Source organism: Caballeronia sp. PC1, from assembly GCF_021353155.1.
Lineage (GTDB): Bacteria > Pseudomonadota > Gammaproteobacteria > Burkholderiales > Burkholderiaceae > Caballeronia > Caballeronia cordobensis.
In genome coordinates this window covers 2175115-2194897 of record NZ_JAJUBH010000001.1, presented here as the reverse complement: position 1 = coordinate 2194897, position 19783 = coordinate 2175115, and the positions used below count along the sequence as shown (strand labels likewise).

18 protein-coding genes and 1 pseudogene are annotated in these 19783 nt (G+C 64.6%); 2 read left to right on the top strand and 17 right to left on the bottom strand.

The features are described from left to right. The first annotated feature begins 43 nt into the window (after window positions 1-43). Entirely contained in the window at window positions 44-724 is a 681-nt protein-coding gene (locus LY284_RS10535) for a FadR/GntR family transcriptional regulator (RefSeq protein ID WP_374730221.1), read from the top strand. 10 nt (window positions 725-734) lie between these two features. On the opposite strand, the gene LY284_RS10530 is transcribed toward LY284_RS10535, so the two are convergent. From LY284_RS10530 to LY284_RS10455, 17 genes and pseudogenes are all read right to left on the bottom strand, one after another. Continuing rightward, window positions 735-1595: an MBL fold metallo-hydrolase gene (locus tag LY284_RS10530; protein ID WP_014190466.1), complete on the bottom strand. Its 861-nt coding sequence runs from the start codon at window positions 1593-1595 to the stop codon at window positions 735-737. A 370-nt stretch (window positions 1596-1965) separates the two neighbouring features. Beyond that, window positions 1966-3531: a YadA family autotransporter adhesin gene (locus LY284_RS10525; protein ID WP_233385916.1), complete on the bottom strand. Its 1566-nt coding sequence runs from the start codon at window positions 3529-3531 to the stop codon at window positions 1966-1968. Window positions 3532-3573: 42 nt separating this feature from the next. Beyond that, window positions 3574-3765: pseudogene (locus LY284_RS39225) on the bottom strand (adhesin); the annotation flags it as partial. A gap of 668 nt (window positions 3766-4433) precedes the next feature. Then, complete coding sequence (locus tag LY284_RS10520) at window positions 4434-5363, bottom strand: DMT family transporter (RefSeq protein ID WP_014190468.1); 930 nt, start codon at window positions 5361-5363, stop codon at window positions 4434-4436. A 148-nt stretch (window positions 5364-5511) separates the two neighbouring features. Beyond that, window positions 5512-5898: a lactoylglutathione lyase gene (gene gloA, locus LY284_RS10515; RefSeq protein ID WP_014190469.1), complete on the bottom strand. Its 387-nt coding sequence runs from the start codon at window positions 5896-5898 to the stop codon at window positions 5512-5514. 78 nt (window positions 5899-5976) lie between these two features. After that, window positions 5977-6906, bottom strand: a complete 930-nt coding sequence (locus LY284_RS10510) for a M48 family metallopeptidase (protein ID WP_014190470.1) — start codon at window positions 6904-6906, stop codon at window positions 5977-5979. A gap of 85 nt (window positions 6907-6991) precedes the next feature. Continuing rightward, the gene (locus LY284_RS10505) at window positions 6992-7765 is read right to left on the bottom strand and encodes a 1-acyl-sn-glycerol-3-phosphate acyltransferase (RefSeq protein ID WP_014190471.1); all 774 of its coding nucleotides are present in this window, start codon (window positions 7763-7765) and stop codon (window positions 6992-6994) included. A 14-nt stretch (window positions 7766-7779) separates the two neighbouring features. Further along, window positions 7780-8337 carry a D-glycero-beta-D-manno-heptose 1,7-bisphosphate 7-phosphatase gene (gene gmhB, locus LY284_RS10500; protein WP_014190472.1) on the bottom strand — a complete coding sequence of 186 codons (558 nt, stop codon included), beginning with the start codon at window positions 8335-8337 and terminating at the stop codon, window positions 7780-7782. A 10-nt stretch (window positions 8338-8347) separates the two neighbouring features. Beyond that, complete coding sequence (glyS, locus tag LY284_RS10495) at window positions 8348-10447, bottom strand: glycine--tRNA ligase subunit beta (protein ID WP_014190473.1); 2100 nt, start codon at window positions 10445-10447, stop codon at window positions 8348-8350. Between the two features lie 17 nt (window positions 10448-10464). Beyond that, on the bottom strand, window positions 10465-11493 hold the full coding sequence (gene glyQ, locus LY284_RS10490; protein ID WP_014190474.1) for a glycine--tRNA ligase subunit alpha: 1029 nt from the start codon (window positions 11491-11493) through the stop codon (window positions 10465-10467). A gap of 174 nt (window positions 11494-11667) precedes the next feature. Further along, window positions 11668-13335, bottom strand: a complete 1668-nt coding sequence (gene lnt / locus LY284_RS10485) for an apolipoprotein N-acyltransferase (protein ID WP_045450332.1) — start codon at window positions 13333-13335, stop codon at window positions 11668-11670. Window positions 13336-13419: 84 nt separating this feature from the next. Beyond that, on the bottom strand, window positions 13420-14325 hold the full coding sequence (locus LY284_RS10480; protein WP_014190476.1) for an HlyC/CorC family transporter: 906 nt from the start codon (window positions 14323-14325) through the stop codon (window positions 13420-13422). Window positions 14326-14511: 186 nt separating this feature from the next. Next, window positions 14512-15192 carry a gamma-glutamylcyclotransferase gene (locus LY284_RS10475; protein ID WP_014190477.1) on the bottom strand — a complete coding sequence of 227 codons (681 nt, stop codon included), beginning with the start codon at window positions 15190-15192 and terminating at the stop codon, window positions 14512-14514. A 34-nt stretch (window positions 15193-15226) separates the two neighbouring features. Beyond that, window positions 15227-15691 (bottom strand): rRNA maturation RNase YbeY, encoded by a 465-nt coding sequence (ybeY, locus tag LY284_RS10470; RefSeq protein WP_014190478.1) that lies wholly within the window; start codon window positions 15689-15691, stop codon window positions 15227-15229. After that, on the bottom strand, window positions 15688-16809 hold the full coding sequence (locus tag LY284_RS10465; protein WP_014190479.1) for a PhoH family protein: 1122 nt from the start codon (window positions 16807-16809) through the stop codon (window positions 15688-15690). The genes ybeY and LY284_RS10465 overlap by 4 nt, the downstream gene beginning before the upstream one ends. Before the next feature lie 12 nt (window positions 16810-16821). Continuing rightward, the gene (gene miaB / locus LY284_RS10460; protein ID WP_014190480.1) at window positions 16822-18192 is read right to left on the bottom strand and encodes a tRNA (N6-isopentenyl adenosine(37)-C2)-methylthiotransferase MiaB; all 1371 of its coding nucleotides are present in this window, start codon (window positions 18190-18192) and stop codon (window positions 16822-16824) included. 100 nt (window positions 18193-18292) lie between these two features. Further along, complete coding sequence (locus LY284_RS10455; RefSeq protein ID WP_014190481.1) at window positions 18293-19276, bottom strand: LysR family transcriptional regulator; 984 nt, start codon at window positions 19274-19276, stop codon at window positions 18293-18295. Between the two features lie 120 nt (window positions 19277-19396). On the opposite strand from LY284_RS10455, the gene LY284_RS10450 reads away from it, so the two are divergent. Beyond that, window positions 19397-19774, top strand: a complete 378-nt coding sequence (locus LY284_RS10450) for a VOC family protein (RefSeq protein WP_014190482.1) — start codon at window positions 19397-19399, stop codon at window positions 19772-19774. Window positions 19775-19783: the final 9 nt, after the last annotated feature.

The following is a 19783-nucleotide window of genomic DNA, read 5'->3' as shown; positions in this document are numbered from 1 at the left end:
AGTCGAATACCCGATAATCGTGGCGAAACCGAGAAGGAGAATCATCATTCACCGCGATCTGCATGGCCACGTGGCCCACGAACTGGGCACGGCGATTCTGCGAGGCGACTTCCAGCCTGGCCTGTCGCTGCCGCGCGAGGCGGAACTCATGGAGCGCTTCGGCGTGAGCCGCACGGTGCTGCGCGAGGCGTTGCGCACGCTCACATCGAAAGGGCTGATCGAGTCGCGACCGAAGGTCGGCACGCGCGTGCGCGCTAAAGACGCGTGGAATCTGCTCGACGCCGACATGCTCGACTGGTATTCGCGCGTCACGCCGCCGCTGCAATTCGCGCTCAAGTTGCAGGAAATGCGCGAGATGATCGAGCCGTATGCCGCCGCGCTCGCCGCCGGCAATCACGAGGCGCGCACGCGCGAGCGCCTCACGCGCGCGCATCAGGCCATGGCGGACGCGCAGAACGTCGACGAATGGGTGCGCGCCGATCTCGACTTCCATCTGTGCGTGCTCGCCGCGTGCAGCAACGAATTGCTGATTCCGCTCGGCGCGCTCATCGAACGCACGCTCGAAGGCCAGTTGCGACTGAACGCGAAGCGCGCCGAGGTCTACAACGCGTCGCTCGCGGAGCACAGCGCCGTGTTCGAAGCGATCATCGCGCGCGACGCCGGTGCGGCCCGCCGTGCGATGGCCGATCTGCTCGGCGTGACGCGCGGACGAATCGAAGGATGAAGCGCGAAGCTTAAAGCGCGTTCAGCGGAATCTTCAGATACGTCGTGCCGTTGCCGGACGCTTCGGGAAAGCGGCCCGCGCGAATGTTCACCTGAATCGCGGGCAGGATGAGCGTCGGCATGCCGAGCGTGGCGTCGCGCGCTTCGCGCATCGCGACGAACTCGTCTTCCGTCTTGCCGCCGCCGACATGAATGTTGTTCTCGCGCTGCTCGCGCACGGTGGTCTCCCATCGCGGGCCGCGCGTGTCCGGCGGATAGTCGTGGCAGACGAAGAGCCGCGTGTCGGGATCGAGCGCGAAGAGACGCTGAATCGAGCCATATAGCCTGCGCGCGCTGCCGCCGGGAAAGTCGCAGCGCGCGGTGCCGACATCCGGCATGAAAAGCGTATCGCCGACGAACGCCGCGTCGCCGATCCGGTACGCCATATCGGCGGGCGTGTGGCCCGGCACGAAGAGCGCGCTCGCCTCGATCGCGCCGACCATGAAGCGCTCGCCGTCGGAGAAGAGATGGTCGAACTGCGAGCCGTCGAGCCGAAACTCGGGCTCGAGATCGAATATCTTCTTGAAGACGCCTTGCACGGTGCGTATCGATTCGCCGATGCCGATCTTTCCGCCGAGCACGCGCTTCAGGTACGGCGCCGCCGAAAGATGATCGGCGTGCGCGTGCGTTTCAAGAATCCATTCCACCGAGAGCCGTTCCTCGCGCACGAAGGCGATGACGGCGTCGGCGGAGCGCGTCGAGGTGCGCGCGGCGTTCGGATCGTAGTCGAGAACCGGATCGACGATGGCCGCCGGCGCGCCGGCCTGCTCGTAGACGACATACGTCATCGTGCCGGTGTTGAGATCGAAGAAAGGCTGAACGATGGGCTGCACGGTGATTCTCCCCGGTGCGGTGCGAAACACGGCCTGTCGATTTGTCGGACGGCTGGTCTGGGCCTGTTCGTCGGCTTCGCACCACAGTGTAACTCTTTGCGCCAGCCGGTCTTCCGCTGACTGCCATCACCATGACAAATCGCTCCAAGAGGTGCGAATGCCGCCAGCTTCGACTTCGCGCGCGTCGTCGTGGGGGCGTGAAGCATGCTCGTCTGCGTCGGCGGCACATCGTTCTGCGCGGATGCTCGCCGGCATGGTCGCGGATTCGAAAGTGTCCCGGGGTAAACGAACAGGCGGCGCGTGACTCGATGGCCAACGCGCCGCCCCGTGCGCGCTCATTGCAAGCGCGCATTCCAACGATCGACAGTGCTTACCAGCGATAGCCCGCCTGGACCTTGTAAGCGGTCGAACCGCCCGAAGAGCTTGAAACGCCCGCGCCGACGTTCAGACTAGCCGTTGCCTGATACGCCGCCGCGAGGCCGACAGCCGCCGAACCGCCGTATCCACCGACCGCGGCTCCGACCCACTTGTCGCCTGCCTGCAGGAACGGAATGCTCGGAATGGCCAGCGCGGACGACACGGCGCGATCCGTGTAACGGTTCGAATCGTGTACGCCTTGCGAGACGGCGCTGTTCATCTGGTTGACGTTGACCGCATCGGTGCCATTGACGCCGGGTGCGACGTTGCTGATCGTGCGCGTCATGCCGGTCGACGCATTGCCGACCGACACGGTGTTCGGATCGCTTGCAACGGAGCCTTGGCCCAGCGCGACCGAGTTCGAGCCGCTCGCGACCGTATTGGCGCCGAGCGCCATCGCGTTATCGGCTGATGCGTTCGCGTTAGACCCGATCGCGATCGAATTTGCCCCGCTTGCCGACGAGTTTCCGCCCAGCGCAACCGATTCGCTGCCCGACGCGCTCGCATCGGCGGCAGTCGAATTGACCGCGACGAACTTGAGCTTGTTGAGCGTTGCCTGGTCGATATTCGTGTTGTTCGTGATGTTGATGACCGTCGGGTTGATGGACGCGATGGCGGCATCCGTTGCCGCCTGGTTCGCCGCGATCTGCAAGGCGAGGTCGAACAGTTGCGCGCCGTTGACTGCGTCGGTGCTGCCAGCCGCGACCAAACCCGCGGCAACGTTCGTCAGCGCGACGGCTGAAGACGCGCCCACGCCGCCGAGCGTGACGCTCGTGTGCTCGACATTGTCGTACTGTACGCCGTTGGTATAGGACGTCGTGGCCGCGTTCAACTGGCTCACGTTCACCGCGTCGGTGTCGTTGACGCCGGCTGCGACGCCCGTCAGGCGGCGATCGCCCTCGGTGCCGGTGAAGTTGACGGCGGTGCCGCCGGTAGCCGCGCCCACGGTGACGATGCCGCTGCCCGGTGCGCCGCCGACCTGTTGCACGAGACCGAGCGTGCCGTTTTTGATCGACGTGATGTCCGTGGTGTTCTGAGCGACGTTGGCGGTGGCTGTGTTCAACTGGCTTACGTTCACCGCGTCGGTGTCGTTGACGCCGGCTGCGACGCCCGTGAGGCGGCGATCGCCCTCGGTTCCCGTGAAGTTGACGGCGGTGCCGCCGGTAGCAGCACCGACGGTGACGATGCCACTGCCCGGTGCGCCGCCGACCTGCTGCACGAGACCGAGTTCGCCATTTTTGATCGACGTGATGTCCGTGGTGTTCTGCGCGACGTTGGCGGTGGCTGTGTTCAACTGGCTCACGTTCACCGCGTCGTTGTTGGCCGTGCCGTCGGCAACGTTCGTGACGCGCACCGGATTGGCGTTGCCGCCGGTGGCCTTCGTGTTGCCCATCATGACGACGCCTTCTCCGCCCGCGTAACTGAGCGTGCCAGGCAGTTGCGAGACGGTCGCGGCGTCTGAGCCGGCCGTCCCTTCTGTGACGTTGATGATCGCACGCCGCTGAGTGGTCGACCCCACACTCACCACATTCTGACGTCCGCCGTCGTTGCTGTTTGTGCCTAGAGCAATGGAATTCGTGCCCGAGGCCCGGGAACCCGAGCCGAGCGCCATGGCGTTAGGGCCCGTCGCGGCCGCACCCTGACCGACGGCAGTAGTATTCGCGCCGCCGGCCTTCGCATCACTGCCGACTGCGACTCCATTGTCAAATGCTGCTGCACCGCTTCCGAATACGGCAGCATTCGTGGCGCCCATTGCCCCGGCGCCTACGACGACCGATTTTTCGCGTGCGATCGCCCCGAAGCCGATGGCAACCGCGGCCTGATCGTCTGTGGTGGTGCTGCCGTAAACGCCTGCCTGGTTGCCAATCACCACGCTCTGATCGATCCCATTGTTCGCGCCCACTCCGACGACCACGCCTGTCTGGGGGCTGGTGATGTTATCGCCAACGATGACGTAATCCCCACTCGGAGGCGTGGAGTTATTCGTGCCGTTATCAGGGTAGGCAAAGGCTGACCCCGAGAGGATCAGCCACGCTCCCAGTATCAGCCGGTGAAGGTATTTCTTTTTAAAATTCACTTGTTAGACCTCTGCGTTAGGGGGCTTCAAACGAACCGTTGGGCGCTGGGCTCGAAGGCGGAATTGCCGCAGGACCAGTCGCTGGTCGCATTGAAGCATAAAATAAGTTATGCGAATCAAATAATGCAGAAGGTGCCCCGGTGCTACTGCGCCGATGAATCCTCATCGGAAAAGAGCGGATGCGGCGCGCTTACATGCACGAACGCTCTAGTTCAATAGAGCAGCAGAGAAGATAGGTGCACACTTAGTTTGACTGAATAAGTGTAGTCCGAACTAAATTTGTTTTTCGGCAAGAATTCGGAGTGAAATTGTTGCCTAGATGCGAGTTTGGTGCCTATGACTAGTCATTGTTTGCGCGCCGGCCGGTTCACCAGCGCGATGCCCGCGAGCACCATCGCCGCGGCGGCCATGAAGCGCGCGGTGAAATGCTCGCCGAGCAGCAGCACGCCAAAGGCGACGCCGAAGATCGGCGTGAGAAACGAGAACACCGAAAGCCGCGACGCCATATAGCGCGTGAGCAGCCAGAACCACGTCAGATAGCTGATGAACGCGACGACGATCGCCTGATACGCGAGGCTCGCGATCGTGAGCGGGGACACCGCTTCGACGTGCGTCTGCCCGATGCCCGCCGCGAGCACGAGCAGCAACACCGCCGACACCGCCAGCTGATAGAACAACGTCTTGCTCGCGCTCGCGTGCGCCAGCGTGGACGCCCGCACGACGACCGTCGTCGCGGCCCAGAAGAGGCCGGCGAGAATGCCGAGCGCATCGCCCGCGATGCCGTGCAGCGTCGACGCGCTGTTCGGATTGCCGTGCAGGAAGCCATCGGCGAAGGCCAGCGCGATGCCGCAGAACGCGAGCGCGATGCCGCTCCACTGCGCGCGCGACAGCCGCTCGCCCGCGACGAACCAGTGCAGCCCGAGCGCGGTGAAGCACGGTGCGGTGTAGAGAAACACGGCCATGCGCGTCGCGGTCGTGAGGCTCAGGCCGAAGAAAATGCAGACGAACTCGCCGCCGAACAGCACGCCCGCGAGCAGGCCGGCGGGCAGGGTGTCGTCGCGCTGGAAAAGCGGCACGCCGCGCGTGCGCGTCCAGATCCAGACGAGAAACGTTGCGATCAGCGAGCGGATGCCGGCTTGCAGGATCGGCGGAATCGATGCGTTCGCTTCCTTGATCGCGACTTGCTGGAATCCCCATGCGCCGCACAGCGCGATCATCACGATGATGGCGGTGGCGTCCGGGGCGCGGCGCAGGGCGAGAGAGGGCGTGCTCATCGGCGGGCTCGGTCAGGCGTGCACTGATTTGGAGCGTCGATTGTGCCAGCGAACGGGCGCCGACGAGCGAAAGGTCGGGACGAGCCCGTGGAGATTGCGAAGTTTGCGCGCCGCGGCGAACGTGCGGCGCGCGAGGGTCCGGCGTGACTCAGGAATGCTTTTCGATCAGCTCGACCTTATAGCCGTCCGGATCTTCGACGAACGCGATCACGGTCGTGCCGCCCTTCACCGGACCGGCTTCGCGCGTGACCTTGCCGCCCGCCTGACGAATGCGCTCGCACGCATCGGCGGCGTCGTCGACTTCGAGCGCGATATGGCCGTATGCCGTGCCGAGATCGTACTTGTCGGTGCCCCAGTTGTAGGTCAGTTCGAGCACGCTGTTCTCGGTTTCCGGGCCGTAGCCGACGAACGCGAGCGTGTACTTGTACTCGGTGTTTTCGCTTTGACGCAGCACTTTCATGCCGAGAATGCGCGTGTAGAAATCGATGGAACGCTGCAGATCGCCGACGCGCAGCATCGTATGGAGAAGTCGCATGGTGGGTTCCTGTTTATGTGATTGCGGGGGGACAGGAAGGAAATTGTACCGTCGGCGCCTTTTATACGCTGGCGACGCTCACAGCGCCGGCAGCAGATCCGGCGGATGATGCTTGAGCGTATGCCGCGCCTCCCGGAACTCCGGAAAGATGGATTCGACCGTCTGCCAGAAGCGCGGACTGTGGTTCATCTCACGCAGATGCGCAAGCTCGTGCGCGACCACGTAGTCGATGATCGACATCGGAAAATGGATGAGCCGCCAGTTCAGGCGGATCTTGCCGTCGCTGGAACAACTGCCCCAGCGCGTCGCCGCCGCCGACAGCGCATACGCGCGATACTCCACGCCGAGCTTCGCCGCGTACACCGCGAGCCGATCGCCGTAGATGCGCTTCGCCTCCGATTGCAGCCAGCCTTGCACGCGGTCCTTGATCTGCTGCGCGTCCGCGTGCGCGGGCAGGGCGATCGAAAGGACGTTGGTTTGGTCATCGAAGGAAAGCGCGCTTGCTGAAGAGCCGAGCGACACGCTGATCGTCTTGCCGAGATACGGAAACTGCGCGCCGTCTTTCCACACGATCCGCGGCAGCGCGCGCTGCTCGACGCGCGTCTGCCATTCCGTGATCTTCTTGACGATCCAGTTCTGCTTGTCGAGGATCGCGCTCTCGATGTCCGCGATCGTCACCCAGCGCGGCGCGGTGATCGCGAGTCCGGTGCCGTCGATGCAAAAGCCGATCGTGCGCCGCGACGAGCGCTTCAGCCGATATTCGAGCGCGCCCGCCTTGAGCGCGATGCGGCGCAGGCGCACGCCATCGGGCAGCGGCGCCGCTGGCGTTGCGGGTGTCGCGGGCGTGAGGATGGGAACGGGATCGGCGCCCGGAACGTCGCCGCGCAAAGGCGCAGGACCGCTCGCGGGCGGCGCGCCGGAGTAGGCCGGCGCATGCTCGAACGGCAGATCGAGTTGCAGGGTGTCGAGCGCGACGGCGGGGCGCTGTCGCGAGGGGGCTTTCTGCATCGGCTCGGCTTTGCGCTCACGGCGCAGGAATGACGAGAAGAACGAGTAAGGCACGCCGCGGCTCGATAAACGAAGCGAGAGCCGCTCAGCGGCCCGCGCCCGCGGCGCCGGCTTCACCCGGCTGCGCGTTCGGCGCGGCGTAAGCCTGCGGATCGATGCGGCGCATTTCCGTTTCGATCCAGCTTTCGACGCGCGTGTTCACTTCTTCGGGCGTGAGGCCCGCCGTATCGATCGGCTTGCCGATCGACACCGTGACTATACCCGGATATTTGATGAACGAATTGCGCGGCCATACGTGCCCGGCGTTATGCGCGATCGGCACGACGGGCGCGCCGGTCGCCACCGCGAAGCGCGCGCCGCCCGTCTTGTACTTGCCCTGGCTGCCCACGCGCGTGCGCGTACCTTCGGGAAACATGATGACCCACGCGCCGTCATCCATGCGCGCGCGGCCCTGGCGCGTGACCGACGCGAACGCATCGCGGCCCTGCTTGCGGTCGATGTGCACCATCTTCAGGAGCCCGAGCGCCCAGCCGAAGAACGGCACGAACAGCAGCTCGCGCTTGAACACGTAGCAGAGCGGACGCGGCATGAGCGCGGGGAACGCGAGCGTTTCCCATGCGGACTGATGCTTCGAGAGCAGCACGGCCGGCCCGTTCGGCAGATTCTCCATGCCTTCGATCGTATAGCGGATGCCGATGAGATGCCGCAGCACGACGATCGTCGATTTGCACCAGCCCGCCGCCATCCAGTAGCGCTTGTCGGCGCGCATGAACGGAAACGCGATGAAGCACGCGACCGCGTACGGCGCGGTGTACACGATGAAGTAAAGCATCAACAGCAACGAACGGATGAAGCGCATGAATGAAGCCGGAATCAGTCTTGATGACGTGCGAGGAAATGCAGCGCGAACGCGCGCAGATCCTTGTGCACGAGCGTGCCTTCGGGCAGTTCGCCTTCCGCGAGCGTCTTTTCGCCTTTGCCGGTGAGCACGAGATGCGTGGGAAAGCCGAGCGCCGCGCCCGCCTGAAGATCGCGCAGCGAATCGCCGACGACCGGCGTGTCTTCCGGATCGATCTCGAAGCGGTCGATGATCTGCTGCAACATGCCGGGCCGCGGCTTTCTGCAATCGCACTGGTCTTCGGCCGTGTGCGGGCAGAAGAACACCGCGTCGATGCGCCCGCCGACAGCCGCCGCCGCGCGATTCATCTTCTGATGCATCGCGTTGAGCGCGGCCATGTCGAAGAGCCCGCGCCCGATGCCCGACTGATTCGAGGCGATCGCCACGCGATAGCCCGCCTGATTCAGACGCGCGATCGCTTCGAGGCTGCCGGGAATGGCGACCCATTCGTCCGGCGACTTGATGAACGCATCCGAATCGACGTTGATGACGCCGTCGCGATCGAGGATGACGAGCTTTCTGTTCATGACCATGATCGGCGCTCTATGCGGCGAGCTTCGAGATGTCCGCGACGCAGTTCATCTGCTGATGCAGCGCGCTCAGCAACGCGAGGCGGTTGTTGCGAAGCGCGGGGTCTTCGGCGTTGACCATCACGTCGTCGAAGAAGGTATCGACGCTTTCGCGCAATGCGGCGAGTGCCGTGAGCGCTTCCGTGTAGTTGCGCGCGGCGAGCTGGCTTTGCACGCGCGGCGCAACCGCTTCGATCTGCGCGTACAGGTTCTTCTCGGCCGCTTCGACGAGCAGTGCCTTGTTCACCGCGGACGGCGCACCCTGTTCGGACTTCTTGAGAATGTTCGAGATGCGCTTGTTGGCGGCGGCGAGCGCCGCGGCTTCCGGCAGCGCGCCGAACTCGCGCACGGCGTCGAGGCGCGCGACGATGTCGTCCAGCCGCGTCGGGTTCAGGCTCAGCACGGCTTCGATATCGTTCGCTTCGAAGCCGCGTTCGCGCAACAGCCCGCGCAAACGGTCGATGAAGAACGCGTACACCGCTTCCTGCGAATCGGCGACGTGCGGCACGCCGGCGAACTGACGCTGCGCCGCGCCGACGAGATCGCGCAGATCGACCGGCAGCTTCTTTTCCAGCAGGATACGCAGCACGCCGAGCGCGTGACGGCGCAGCGCGAACGGATCTTTCTCGCCGGTCGGCGCAAGCCCGATGCCCCAGATGCCGACGATGGTTTCCAGCTTGTCCGCGAGCGCGACCGCCGCGCCGACGCCTGTCGACGGCGTTTCATCGCCCGAGAAGCGCGGCTGATAATGCTCCGAGCACGCGAGCGCGACTTCTTCCGGCTCGCCGTCGTGGCGCGCGTAGTACGTGCCCATCGTGCCTTGCAGCTCAGGGAATTCGCCGACCATGTCGGTCAGCAGGTCCGCCTTCGCGAGACGCGCGGCGCGGCGCGTCAGCGCGGCATCGACGCCGACCATCGGCGCGATCTCGCCCGCGAGCGCTTCCAGGCGCTCGACGCGTTGCAGCGTGGAGCCGAGCTTGTTGTGATACACGACGTTGGCGAGCAGCGGCACGCGGTCTTCGAGACGCTTCTTCTTGTCCTGCGTGAAGAAGAACTTGGCATCGGCAAGACGCGGGCGCACGACGCGCTGGTTGCCTTCGACGATCTCGCCGGGCGTCTTCGTATCGATATTCGAGACGATCAGAAAGCGCGAGCGCAGCTTGCCGTTCTGATCCGTGAGCGCGAAGTACTTCTGGTTGGTCTGCATCGTGAGGATCAGACATTCCTGCGGAACTTGCAGGAATTCCTCGTCGAAGCGGCATTCGTAGACGACCGGCCATTCGACGAGCGCGTTCACTTCGTCGAGCAGCGCTTCGGGCATCACGACGCGGTCTTCACCCGCGAAGGCCTGAAGCTGCGTGCGGATCGATTCGCGGCGATCGTCAAAGTTGGCGACGACGTGGCCTTTGTGACGCAGCGTGTCGGCGTAACCGTCGGCGTGAGCGATGGCGACGAAGCCGTGCGACATGAACCGATGACCGATGGTCGTATCGCCCGAATCGACGCCGAGCGCGCTGACCGGCACGACTTCGCGGCCGTGCATCGCGACGAGGCGCTGCACCGGACGCACGAACTGCACGCTGGTGCCGTCCGGGCGCTGATACGTCATGACCTTCGGAATCGGCAGCTTGCCGAGCGTTTCATCGAGCGCGGCTTGCAGGCCGTCGGCGAGCGTGGCGCCGGGCGCGGCGTAGCGCAGGAAGAACGCTTCGGCTTTGCCGTCCTGCGCGCGTTCGAGCTCGGAGAGCGGAAAGTCGGGAAAGCCGAGCGCCGCGAGCTTCTTTGCGAGCGGCGGCGTGGGATTGCCCTCCTTATCGAGCGCGACCGTGACCGGCAGCACTTTCTCGCGCACCTGCTTTTCCGGCGCGACATCGCGCACGTTCTTGATGAGCACGGCAAGGCGGCGCGGCGTCGCGTACTTTTCGAACGCAGGCGTTCCGTCGATGAGATCGCGCGCGGCGAGCCGCTCCACGATGCCATCGGCGAAAGCGGTGCCGAGACGCGCGAGCGCCTTCGGCGGCAGTTCTTCGGTCAGGAGCTCGACGAGGAGCGAAGCGTTGTTGGATTGCGTCATTGTTCTGTCGAGCCTCGTCAAACCTGTTCGTTGTTGCGGGTTTCGCCCGGCGGCGCGCTTTCGACCTTCAGCGGCGGCGCCCATGCGGGGCGCTGCGCTTCCTGCTCGTCAGTGACGAGATCGCGATCGCCCCTGACCGGATTGCCGAGCATCGGGAAGCCGAGCGCTTCGCGCGAATCGTAGTAAGCCTGCGCGACGAGACGCGACAACGCGCGGATGCGGCCGATGTACGCCGCGCGCTCCGTCACGGAAATGGCGCCACGCGCATCGAGCAGATTGAACGTGTGGCCGGCCTTCAGCACGAGTTCATAGGCGGGCAGCGCGAGCTTCGCTTCGATCATCTTCTTCGCTTCTTCTTCGTAGCTCTTGAAGAAAGTGAAGAGCAGATCGACGTTCGCGTGCTCGAAGTTGTAGGTGGACTGCTCGACTTCATTCTGGTGATAGACGTCGCCGTAGGTCAGGCGGCGCAATTCCTTGCCATTCGGGCCGTCTTCTTCCCATTCGGTCCAGATGAGGTCGTACACGTTCTCGACCTTTTGCAGATACATGGCGAGGCGTTCGAGACCGTAGGTGATTTCGCCGAGCACGGGCTTGCAGTCGATGCCGCCCGCCTGCTGGAAATACGTGAACTGCGTCACTTCCATGCCGTTCAACCACACTTCCCAGCCAAGACCCCACGCGCCGAGCGTCGGATTTTCCCAGTCGTCTTCGACGAAGCGCACGTCGTTCTGCTTCAGGTCGAAGCCGAGCGCTTCGAGCGAGCCGAGGTACAGATCGAGGATGTTGTCGGGCGCGGGCTTCAGCACGACCTGATACTGATAGTAGTGCTGCAGGCGGTTCGGATTTTCACCGTAGCGGCCGTCTTTCGGGCGGCGCGACGGTTGGACATAGGCCGCGCGCCACGGTTCGGGGCCGATTGCGCGCAGGAACGTATGGACGTGCGAGGTGCCCGCGCCGACTTCCATGTCGATCGGCTGGAGGAGCGCGCAGCCCTTCTCGTTCCAGTAGGACTGCAGCGTCAGAATGATTTGCTGGAAAGTGAGCATGATTGCCTTGTGCGGGGCGCGGCCATCGTCGTGACGACGCGACTCGGAGGCTCGGCCGAAGTGCTGAAACGTTGAATTTTAGCCGAATGGAGTGGCGGGTGCGGCTTTTTGGGAGGAGGGTGAAGCGTACGCGCCGCGCCGCAGCGCGCGACGCGGCTTCGTTTCAAGCGGTGTTCAGCGCGTGCCGGAGCGTTTCCGGTTCGGCGCAAACGCAAACCCGAACGCCAGCAGCACGAGCGACACCGCGATCACCGTCATATTCCCGCTCGTCACATACGGCGTGTTGCCGGACGTGCCTTGCACACGCGCTTCGAGCACGCCGGTCGTGAATGTCGGCAGCTTGGACATGACATCGCCGTTCGCCGCGATCGCCGCCGTCATGCCGGTGTTGGTCGCGCGCAGCATCGGCCGGCCGGTTTCGATCGAACGCATGCGCGCGATCTGCAAGTGCTGGTCGAGCGCGATGGTATTGCCGAACCATGCGAGATTCGTCGAGTTGATGAGAATGCCCGCGGGCGTTTCCTGATCGCGAATCGTCTTCGCGATCTCTTCGCCGAAGATGTCCTCGTAGCAAATATCGACGGCGACCGGCTGGTTATGCACGAGGAACGCCTTCTGCGCGATCGGCCCGCGCGCGAGATCGCCGAGCGGAATGCCCATCATGCGGACGAACCAGTGAAAGCCGGGCGGCACGAATTCGCCGAAGGGCACGAGATGATGCTTGTCGTAGCGATACACGCCGTTCACGTGCGGCGTGACGCCGAAGAGGCTGTTGGTGAAATCGGTCGCGCGGCCATCGGGAAGGATCGTGACGCCGATCGCGCCGAACAGGATCGACGAGTTCGTATCGTCCGCGAAGTTGCGGATCGCCACCGCGAAATCCTGCGGAATCTGCACGGACAAAACGGGCAGCGCGGTTTCCGGCGTGACGATCAGATCGGCGGGTTTCGCGGTGATGAGCCGCTTGTAGAGCGCGAGCGATTCATCGACGCCCGCCTGTTCGAACTTCATCTCCTGCTTCACGTTGCCTTGCAGAAGCCGCACGTCGAGCGGCGCGTTCGCGGGCGTGGTCCATTGCACGAGCGACAGCAGCATGCCCGCGACGATCAGAAGAAGCGCGACGACACCCGGCGCGAACGCGAGCCGCCGTGTCTTGCGAACGTGATACACCGCCTGCACGACGAGCGCCGCGACGAGCGCGAGCACCCAGCCGACGCCATATACGCCGACGATCGCGCCGAAGCCCTTGAGCGGCCCGTCGACCTGCGCATAGCCGCTCGCGAGCCACGGAAAGCCGGTGAACACCAGACCGCGCAGCCATTCGCCGAGCGCCCACGCGCTCGCGAACGCGAACGCGCCGTGCCACGTCGGCGCATGACGCGGCGATGCGTCGATGTCGCGCGCCGTGGCAGCGTCTTCATCGCCGAAACGCGCGCGCCCCGCGACGAACGACCACGCCACCGCGGACAACGCCGGATAGAGCGCGAGATACAGCGAGAACAGCGCGACCGCGGCGGCGGCGAGCGGCGCGGCCATGCCGCCGTACACGTGCATGCTCACGTAGAGCCACCACACGCCCGTCACGAAGTTGCCGAAGCCGAACGCCCAGCCGGTCGCGGCGGCGCTCTTCCAGCCGTTGGTGCGCGAAAGCCACGCGAAGAACAGCGCGAAGATGACGAGTTCCATCCAACCGCCATGCGGCGTCGGCGCGAACGAGAGCGTGTTGACGGCGCCGAGCACGGCGGCGACGAGGTAATGCCAGAAGGGCAGCGCGCGCGGCGCCGTGGCGGTCACGGACACGTCGCGTTGACGGGAGAGAAAGGGAAACGATGAATCGGCCATTGATGACGGTCGAGATGAAACGGAAGCGGAAGCAGGCAAACGGATGAGGGCGGGCGCCGTTCGATCGGGTCGCCCGCCGTGCGCTTAGTCGCGCAATTCGTCTTCGTCGTCGCCCGATTGATGATGTTGCTGCGCGAGATTCGGCACGCGCCGCACGAGGATAACGTGAATCTGCCGGGCGTCGCCGCGCAGGATCTCGAACACGAAATCGTCGATGCGCACCTTTTCGCCGCGATGCGGCACGCGCCCGAAGCGATGCGTGACGAGGCCGCCGATGGTGTCCACTTCGTCGTCGGAGAAATCGGTGCCGAATTCGTCGTTGAACTGTTCGATGCCGGTGAGCGCGCGCACGCGATACTTGCCGTCGGGCGTCGCGATGATGTTGCCGGCTTCCTCGTCGAAATCGTATTCGTCCTCGATATCGCCGACGATCTGCTCCAGCACGTCCTCGATGGTGATGAGGCCCGCCACGCCGCCGTATTCGTCGACGACGATCGCGATGTGATTGCGGTTCACGCGAAAGTCGTGCAACAGCACGTTCAGGCGCTTCGATTCCGGAATGAAGACGGCGGGGCGCAGCATGCCGCGCACGTCGAATTCCTCTTCGGCGTAGTAGCGCAGGAGGTCTTTCGCGAGCAGCACGCCGATGACGTTGTCGCGATTGCCTTCGTACACGGGATAGCGCGAGTGTGCTTTTTCGAGCACGAAGGGGATGAACTCGGCGGGCGTGTCCGCGATATTGATGGCGTCCATCTGGGCGCGCGGAATCATGATGTCGCGCGCGCAGAGATCGGACACCTGAAAGACGCCTTCGATCATCGAGAGCGAATCGGCGTCGAGCAGGTTGCGCTCGTGCGCGTCCTGAAGCACTTCGAGAAGCTCGTCGCGGGATTCGGGCTCGTGCGAGATGAAATCGGTCAAGCGTTCGAGAAGCGAGCGCTTTTCCTGCGGTTTGTCGGAATGGCGTCGACTGGGATAGGGTTCGTTCATAGCGGGGCGCCCGGAAGCGACCGGGCGCGGGTTTGCGGAAAGTTAAGCATACACCAGGGAAAAACGCGGGCTGCGTGGCGCGGCGCGCATGTCGTGAGCCATGCTAGCCCATAAACATGCAACGTGTGTGTCCGCCCCCCACCGCTGGCCGAACGGCCGATGCACACCGACAAAATTTCATACGGATCACTGCGGCTTTTGCGCCTGGCATCGCCTCAACAACGCCTCCAGCGCCCGGTCCGGCATGCCGCTTTCTCTCAGCGCCTCGACCGTCCGGCTGACGTAATCGAGCGTCGTGCCGTAGCGGCCGCTCGCGCATCCCAGCACCGTGCGCACGATCGGGTCGGCGAGCTTGCCCGTGTACGAGGCCGCTTCGCGCCGCATCACGAATGCGAGCGCCTCGACGCGCCGTCCGTCGGCGAGCGTGCATGGCAGCCACGCGGGGCGGTACGAGCCCATCGCCATTTCGCGGCGCCACAATACGTCGAGATGTTCGGTCGCGCCCGCGCCTTCGAGGCGAAACGCCATGCCGGTGCACGAGCCGCCGCGATCGAGTGCGAGCACGAGGCCCGGCTGCTCCGGCGTGCCGCGATTCACCCGCGACCACAGATACAGCCCGCGATGATAGCCATGCACCTTGCCGCGCACGGCTTCGACCGTCGGCAGCCCGGGATTCCAGATCAGCGATCCGTAGCCGAAGAGCCACACGTCCGATTGGCCGTCCCAATGCGCGAACGCCGCTTCGCGAGACGCCGCGAGTTCGGCCTCCGTCCACAGCGCGGAATCGCCGAGCGCGGGCGGATAGCCGGCGTCGGGCGCAGACGCAATGTCAGCGAGTGAAGGGGAGTCGGGCGTCTTGTCGTTCACGGCGTTTTCAACACATCGGGGACATCGGACGGGCTCAGGTCAAGGGCACGTAGGGATCGGAAAATCCCAGAGATTGCATGATATCCGTCTCGATCGATTCCATCTCTTGCGCCTCGCTTTCGACCTCATGGTCGTAGCCCTGCGCATGCAGCGTGCCGTGGACGATCAGATGCGCGTAATGCGCCGCGAGCGGCTTGCCCTGTTCGGCCGCCTCGCGCTCGACGACCGGACAGCACAGAATCAGGTCGCCCGCGACGGGATCGTCCTCGGACTCCGCATAGGCAAAGGTGAGCACGTTCGTCGCGTAATCTTTCTGCCGATACGTGCGGTTGAGCATGCGGCCTTCTTCCTCGCCGACGAAGCGCACGGTCAGCTCGGCGTCGGCGAAGAGCGACGCCTTGATCCAGCGCACGACCGTCGCGCGCGGCAGGATTGCCTTGTGCGACGGATACGCCTTCGCGGCGGGAAACTGCAAGGTGAGCGTGAGGCGCGGCGTCATTCGGACTTGTGCTGCGACTGTTGCGCCTGGCGCGCCGCCTCGGCGAGAGCGGCGTCTTTCTGCGCCTGCGCGTCGTAAGCCTCGACGATGCGCGCGACGAGCGGATGCCGCACCACGTCCGCCGAGGTGAAATGCGTGATCGCGATGCCGCGCACTTCCGACAGCACGTGCTGCGCCTCGATGAGCCCGCTCTTCTGTCCGCGCGGCAAATCGACCTGCGTCGTGTCGCCGGTGACGACCGCCTTCGAGCCGAAGCCGATACGCGTCAGGAACATCTTCATCTGCTCGGGCGTGGTGTTCTGCGCCTCGTCGAGAATGATGAACGCGTGGTTCAGCGTGCGGCCGCGCATGTAGGCGAGCGGCGCGATTTCGATCATCTGGCGCTCGAACATCTTCGCGGTCTTGTCGAAGCCGAGCAGATCGTAGAGCGCGTCGTAGAGCGGTCGCAGATACGGATCGACCTTCTGCGCGAGATCGCCCGGCAGGAAACCGAGCCGCTCGCCCGCCTCGACGGCCGGACGCGTGAGCACGATGCGCTTCACCTGATCGCGTTCGAGCGCATCGACCGCGCACGCCACCGCGAGATAGGTCTTGCCCGTGCCCGCCGGCCCGATGCCGAAGGTCACGTCGTGCTGAAGAATCTGCTTGAGATATTCGCGCTGCGCCGGCGTGCGGCCGCGCAGATCGGCGCGTCGCGTGTAGAGCTTCGGACCGTGATCCTCGTCTTCGCCGAGATCCATCGTGGCGCTCGGTTCATCGAAGGGATGATCCGGATCGTCGCCGCGAAAACGCGGATCGACTTCGCTGCCTTCGCCGTTGGCCTCGCGCGCTTCCCGCGCACGGCGCGTCGCGTGGCGCGCCTCGACGAGCGCAAGTTGAATATCGTCGACGGAAATCGGATCGCGCGCGCGGTTGTAGAAGTTTTCGAGCGCGGCGAGCGCGACTTTCGCGCCACGGCCACGAATCGAAATCTTGTGGCCGCGCCGCGAAAGCGTCACGTCGAGCGCCTGCTCGATCTGCCGCAGGTTCTCGTCGAGCGGGCCGCAGAGGTTGGCGAGCCGCGCGTTGTCCTCGCGCGGTGCGGTGAATTCCAGATGCTGCGTAGGAGCGTTCTTCAAAGTGTGCTGTCTTCAATAAGCCACTGCGGTCGTCTCTGGCGCGAGCACCAGTTCGCCGCGCAGCGAATGCGGATACGCGTGCACGATCTTCACGTCGATCATCTGCCCGATCAGGCGCGCATGCGATGCCGCCGGCGCGGGGAAATTGACGACGCGATTATTCTGCGTGCGGCCCGCGAGCTCGTTCGGGTCCTTGCGCGCCGGGCGTTCGACCAGAATGCGCTCGGTTTTGCCGACCATCGAAGCGCTGATGCGCTGCACGTTTTCCTCGATCGTCGCCTGAAGATGTTGCAGGCGTTTGAGCTTGACTTCGCGCGGCGTGTCGTCGTGCAGATTCGCGGCGGGCGTGCCGGGGCGCGGGCTGTAGATGAACGAGAAACTCGTGTCGTAGCGCATCTCGTCGACGAGCGCCATCATCTTGTTGAAATCGTCCTCGGTCTCGCCGGGAAAGCCGACGATGAAGTCCGTCGACAGCGACAAATCCGGGCGAATCGCGCGCAGCTTGCGAATGACCGACTTGTATTCGAGCACGGTATAGCCGCGTTTCATCGCCATCAGAATGCGGTCGGAGCCGTGCTGCACCGGCAAATGCAGATGCGACACGAGCTTGGGCACCTTCGCGTAGGTGTCGATCAGACGCTGCGTGAATTCCTTCGGATGCGACGTGGTGTAACGAATGCGTTCGATGCCCGGCACTTCGGCGACGTACTCGATGAGCGTCGCGAAATCCGCGATTTCGGACGAACCGAGCGTCAGCGCGCCGCGGTAAGCGTTCACGTTCTGGCCGAGCAGCGTGACTTCGCGCACGCCCTGATCCGCCAGGCCGGCGATTTCGGTGAGCACGTCGTCGAGCGGGCGCGAGACTTCTTCGCCGCGCGTGTACGGCACGACGCAATAGCTGCAATATTTCGAGCAGCCTTCCATGATCGACACGAACGCGCTCGGACCGTCGACGCGTGCGGGCGGCAAGTGATCGAACTTCTCGATTTCCGGGAACGAGATGTCGACCTGCGCGCGGCCGGTGGCGCGGCGCTGATCGATCATCGCGGGCAGGCGATGCAGCGTTTGCGGGCCGAACACGAGATCGACATACGGCGCGCGCGCGACGATCGACGCGCCTTCCTGGCTCGCGACGCAACCGCCGACGCCGATCAGCAGATTCGGGTTGGCTTCCTTGAGCTCGCGCACGCGGCCGAGATCGGAGAACACTTTCTCCTGGGCCTTCTCGCGCACCGAGCACGTGTTGAACAGAATGACGTCCGCGTCTTCGGGCGTGTCCGTCTTGACGAGTCCTTCCGCCGCGCCGAGTACGTCGACCATCTTGTCGGAGTCGTACTCGTTCATCTGGCAGCCAAAGGTCTTTACATAAACTTTCTTGGTCATGAATCGTCGCCGGTCGCAGTGGTTAATCTGGGGGCGCTAGTTAGGGATTGAAGGGTTTTGCGAGCGCTTCTACCGTGAACGGCCCGCTTTTTACTGCAATTTAGCCCGATATTATAGCGCCGGCGGCCATTCCTGACGGCGTTAAGCGCTTGTCCGGCGGATAGGCAAGCTCGCCGAGCAGGTCGTCCGTGTTGATGCGGAAGCGCTCGACCAGAAAGTCCAGCAGCACGCGCACGCGCGGCGCCATGTAGCGGTTCGCGTGAAAGAGGGCGTGGACGGCGGCCTCGTGCGTGCACCAGTCGGGCAGCACCATCCTGAGCGTGCCGGCACGGACATCGGCCGCGATATCCCAGATCGACTTGTGCGCGATGCCGTGTCCGGCGAGCGCCCACTCGCGCAGCAGGGCGCCGTCGTTGGTTTCCCAGGCGTCCGCGAGCGGGATCGTGTACGCGTAACGCTCGTCGCCGCGCACGAAACTCAGTTCGTTGAGCGGCCCCGCCGCCGTGACCACGACCAGGAAGTCGTGTCCGACGAGTTCGGCGGGCGTCGTCGGCACGCCTTTCTTCGCGAGATAGTCCGGCGATGCGCACAGCACCCGGCGATTCGGCGCGAGCGCGCGCGCGGCGAGCCCGCTGTCGGGCGGCGCGCCGAAGCGGATCGCGAGATCGATTTCTTCCTGCAGCAGATTCGACACCGAATCCGACAGCGTGAGCGCAAACCGCACGTCCGGATGCAGCGCGCTGAATTCGTCGAGCCAGCCGCGCAGCAGCGAGCGCCCGAAATTCGAGGTCGCCGAAATGCGCACCTTGCCGCGCACGACGTTCTGGCCGGCCTGGAGCGCGGCTTCGGCGTCGTCGATCGCCTGCAGCGCGATGCGGCAATGCTGCAAATACAGACGGCCTTCGTCGGTGACGCGCAACTGGCGCGTCGTGCGCTCAAAGAGCCGCGTGTGCAGCGCCTTTTCGAGCTTGATGAGGCGCGCGCTTGCCGCCGCCGGCGATAGCCCGAGCTTGCGCCCAGCCGCCGACAGGCTGCCCGCCGCCGCCGCTTCCACGAAAAGGCGCATGTCGCCGAGCCGATCCATCGTCATTTTCAATCTGCCTTTGATAATGATTCAAAGCGTAGACCAATTCTCAAAAACGTGCGCGGCTCGCACAATGCACGGCAATCGCAACCTTCACGCGGTTCACGGAGCGTTCAAGCCATGCAACTCGATCACGTCACGCTCGTCGCGCCCGACTGCGATCCGCTCATGCGCTTTTTCGTCGATATCGCCGGGATGCGCGTCGGGCCGCGGCCGCCGTTCGGCGTCGGCGGCTACTGGCTGTATCTCGGCTCGCGCCCGGCGGTGCATCTGATCGCCTCGGGCGTCGGCGCTTCGGCCAGCAGCCCGGCCGCGACGCGCATCGACCATCTGGCGCTGCGCATCGACGAAGACACCGAGTGGCGCGCCTTGCTCGAACGCCTCGACTGTCACGGCTATGCCTATCAGCTTGCCGACGTGCCGCTCACGCGCGAGCGGCAGCTTTTCGTGCGGCTGGCGCCGGCTGTCGTCGTCGAATTCGTGACCGCGCAATCCTGAATCTGAACT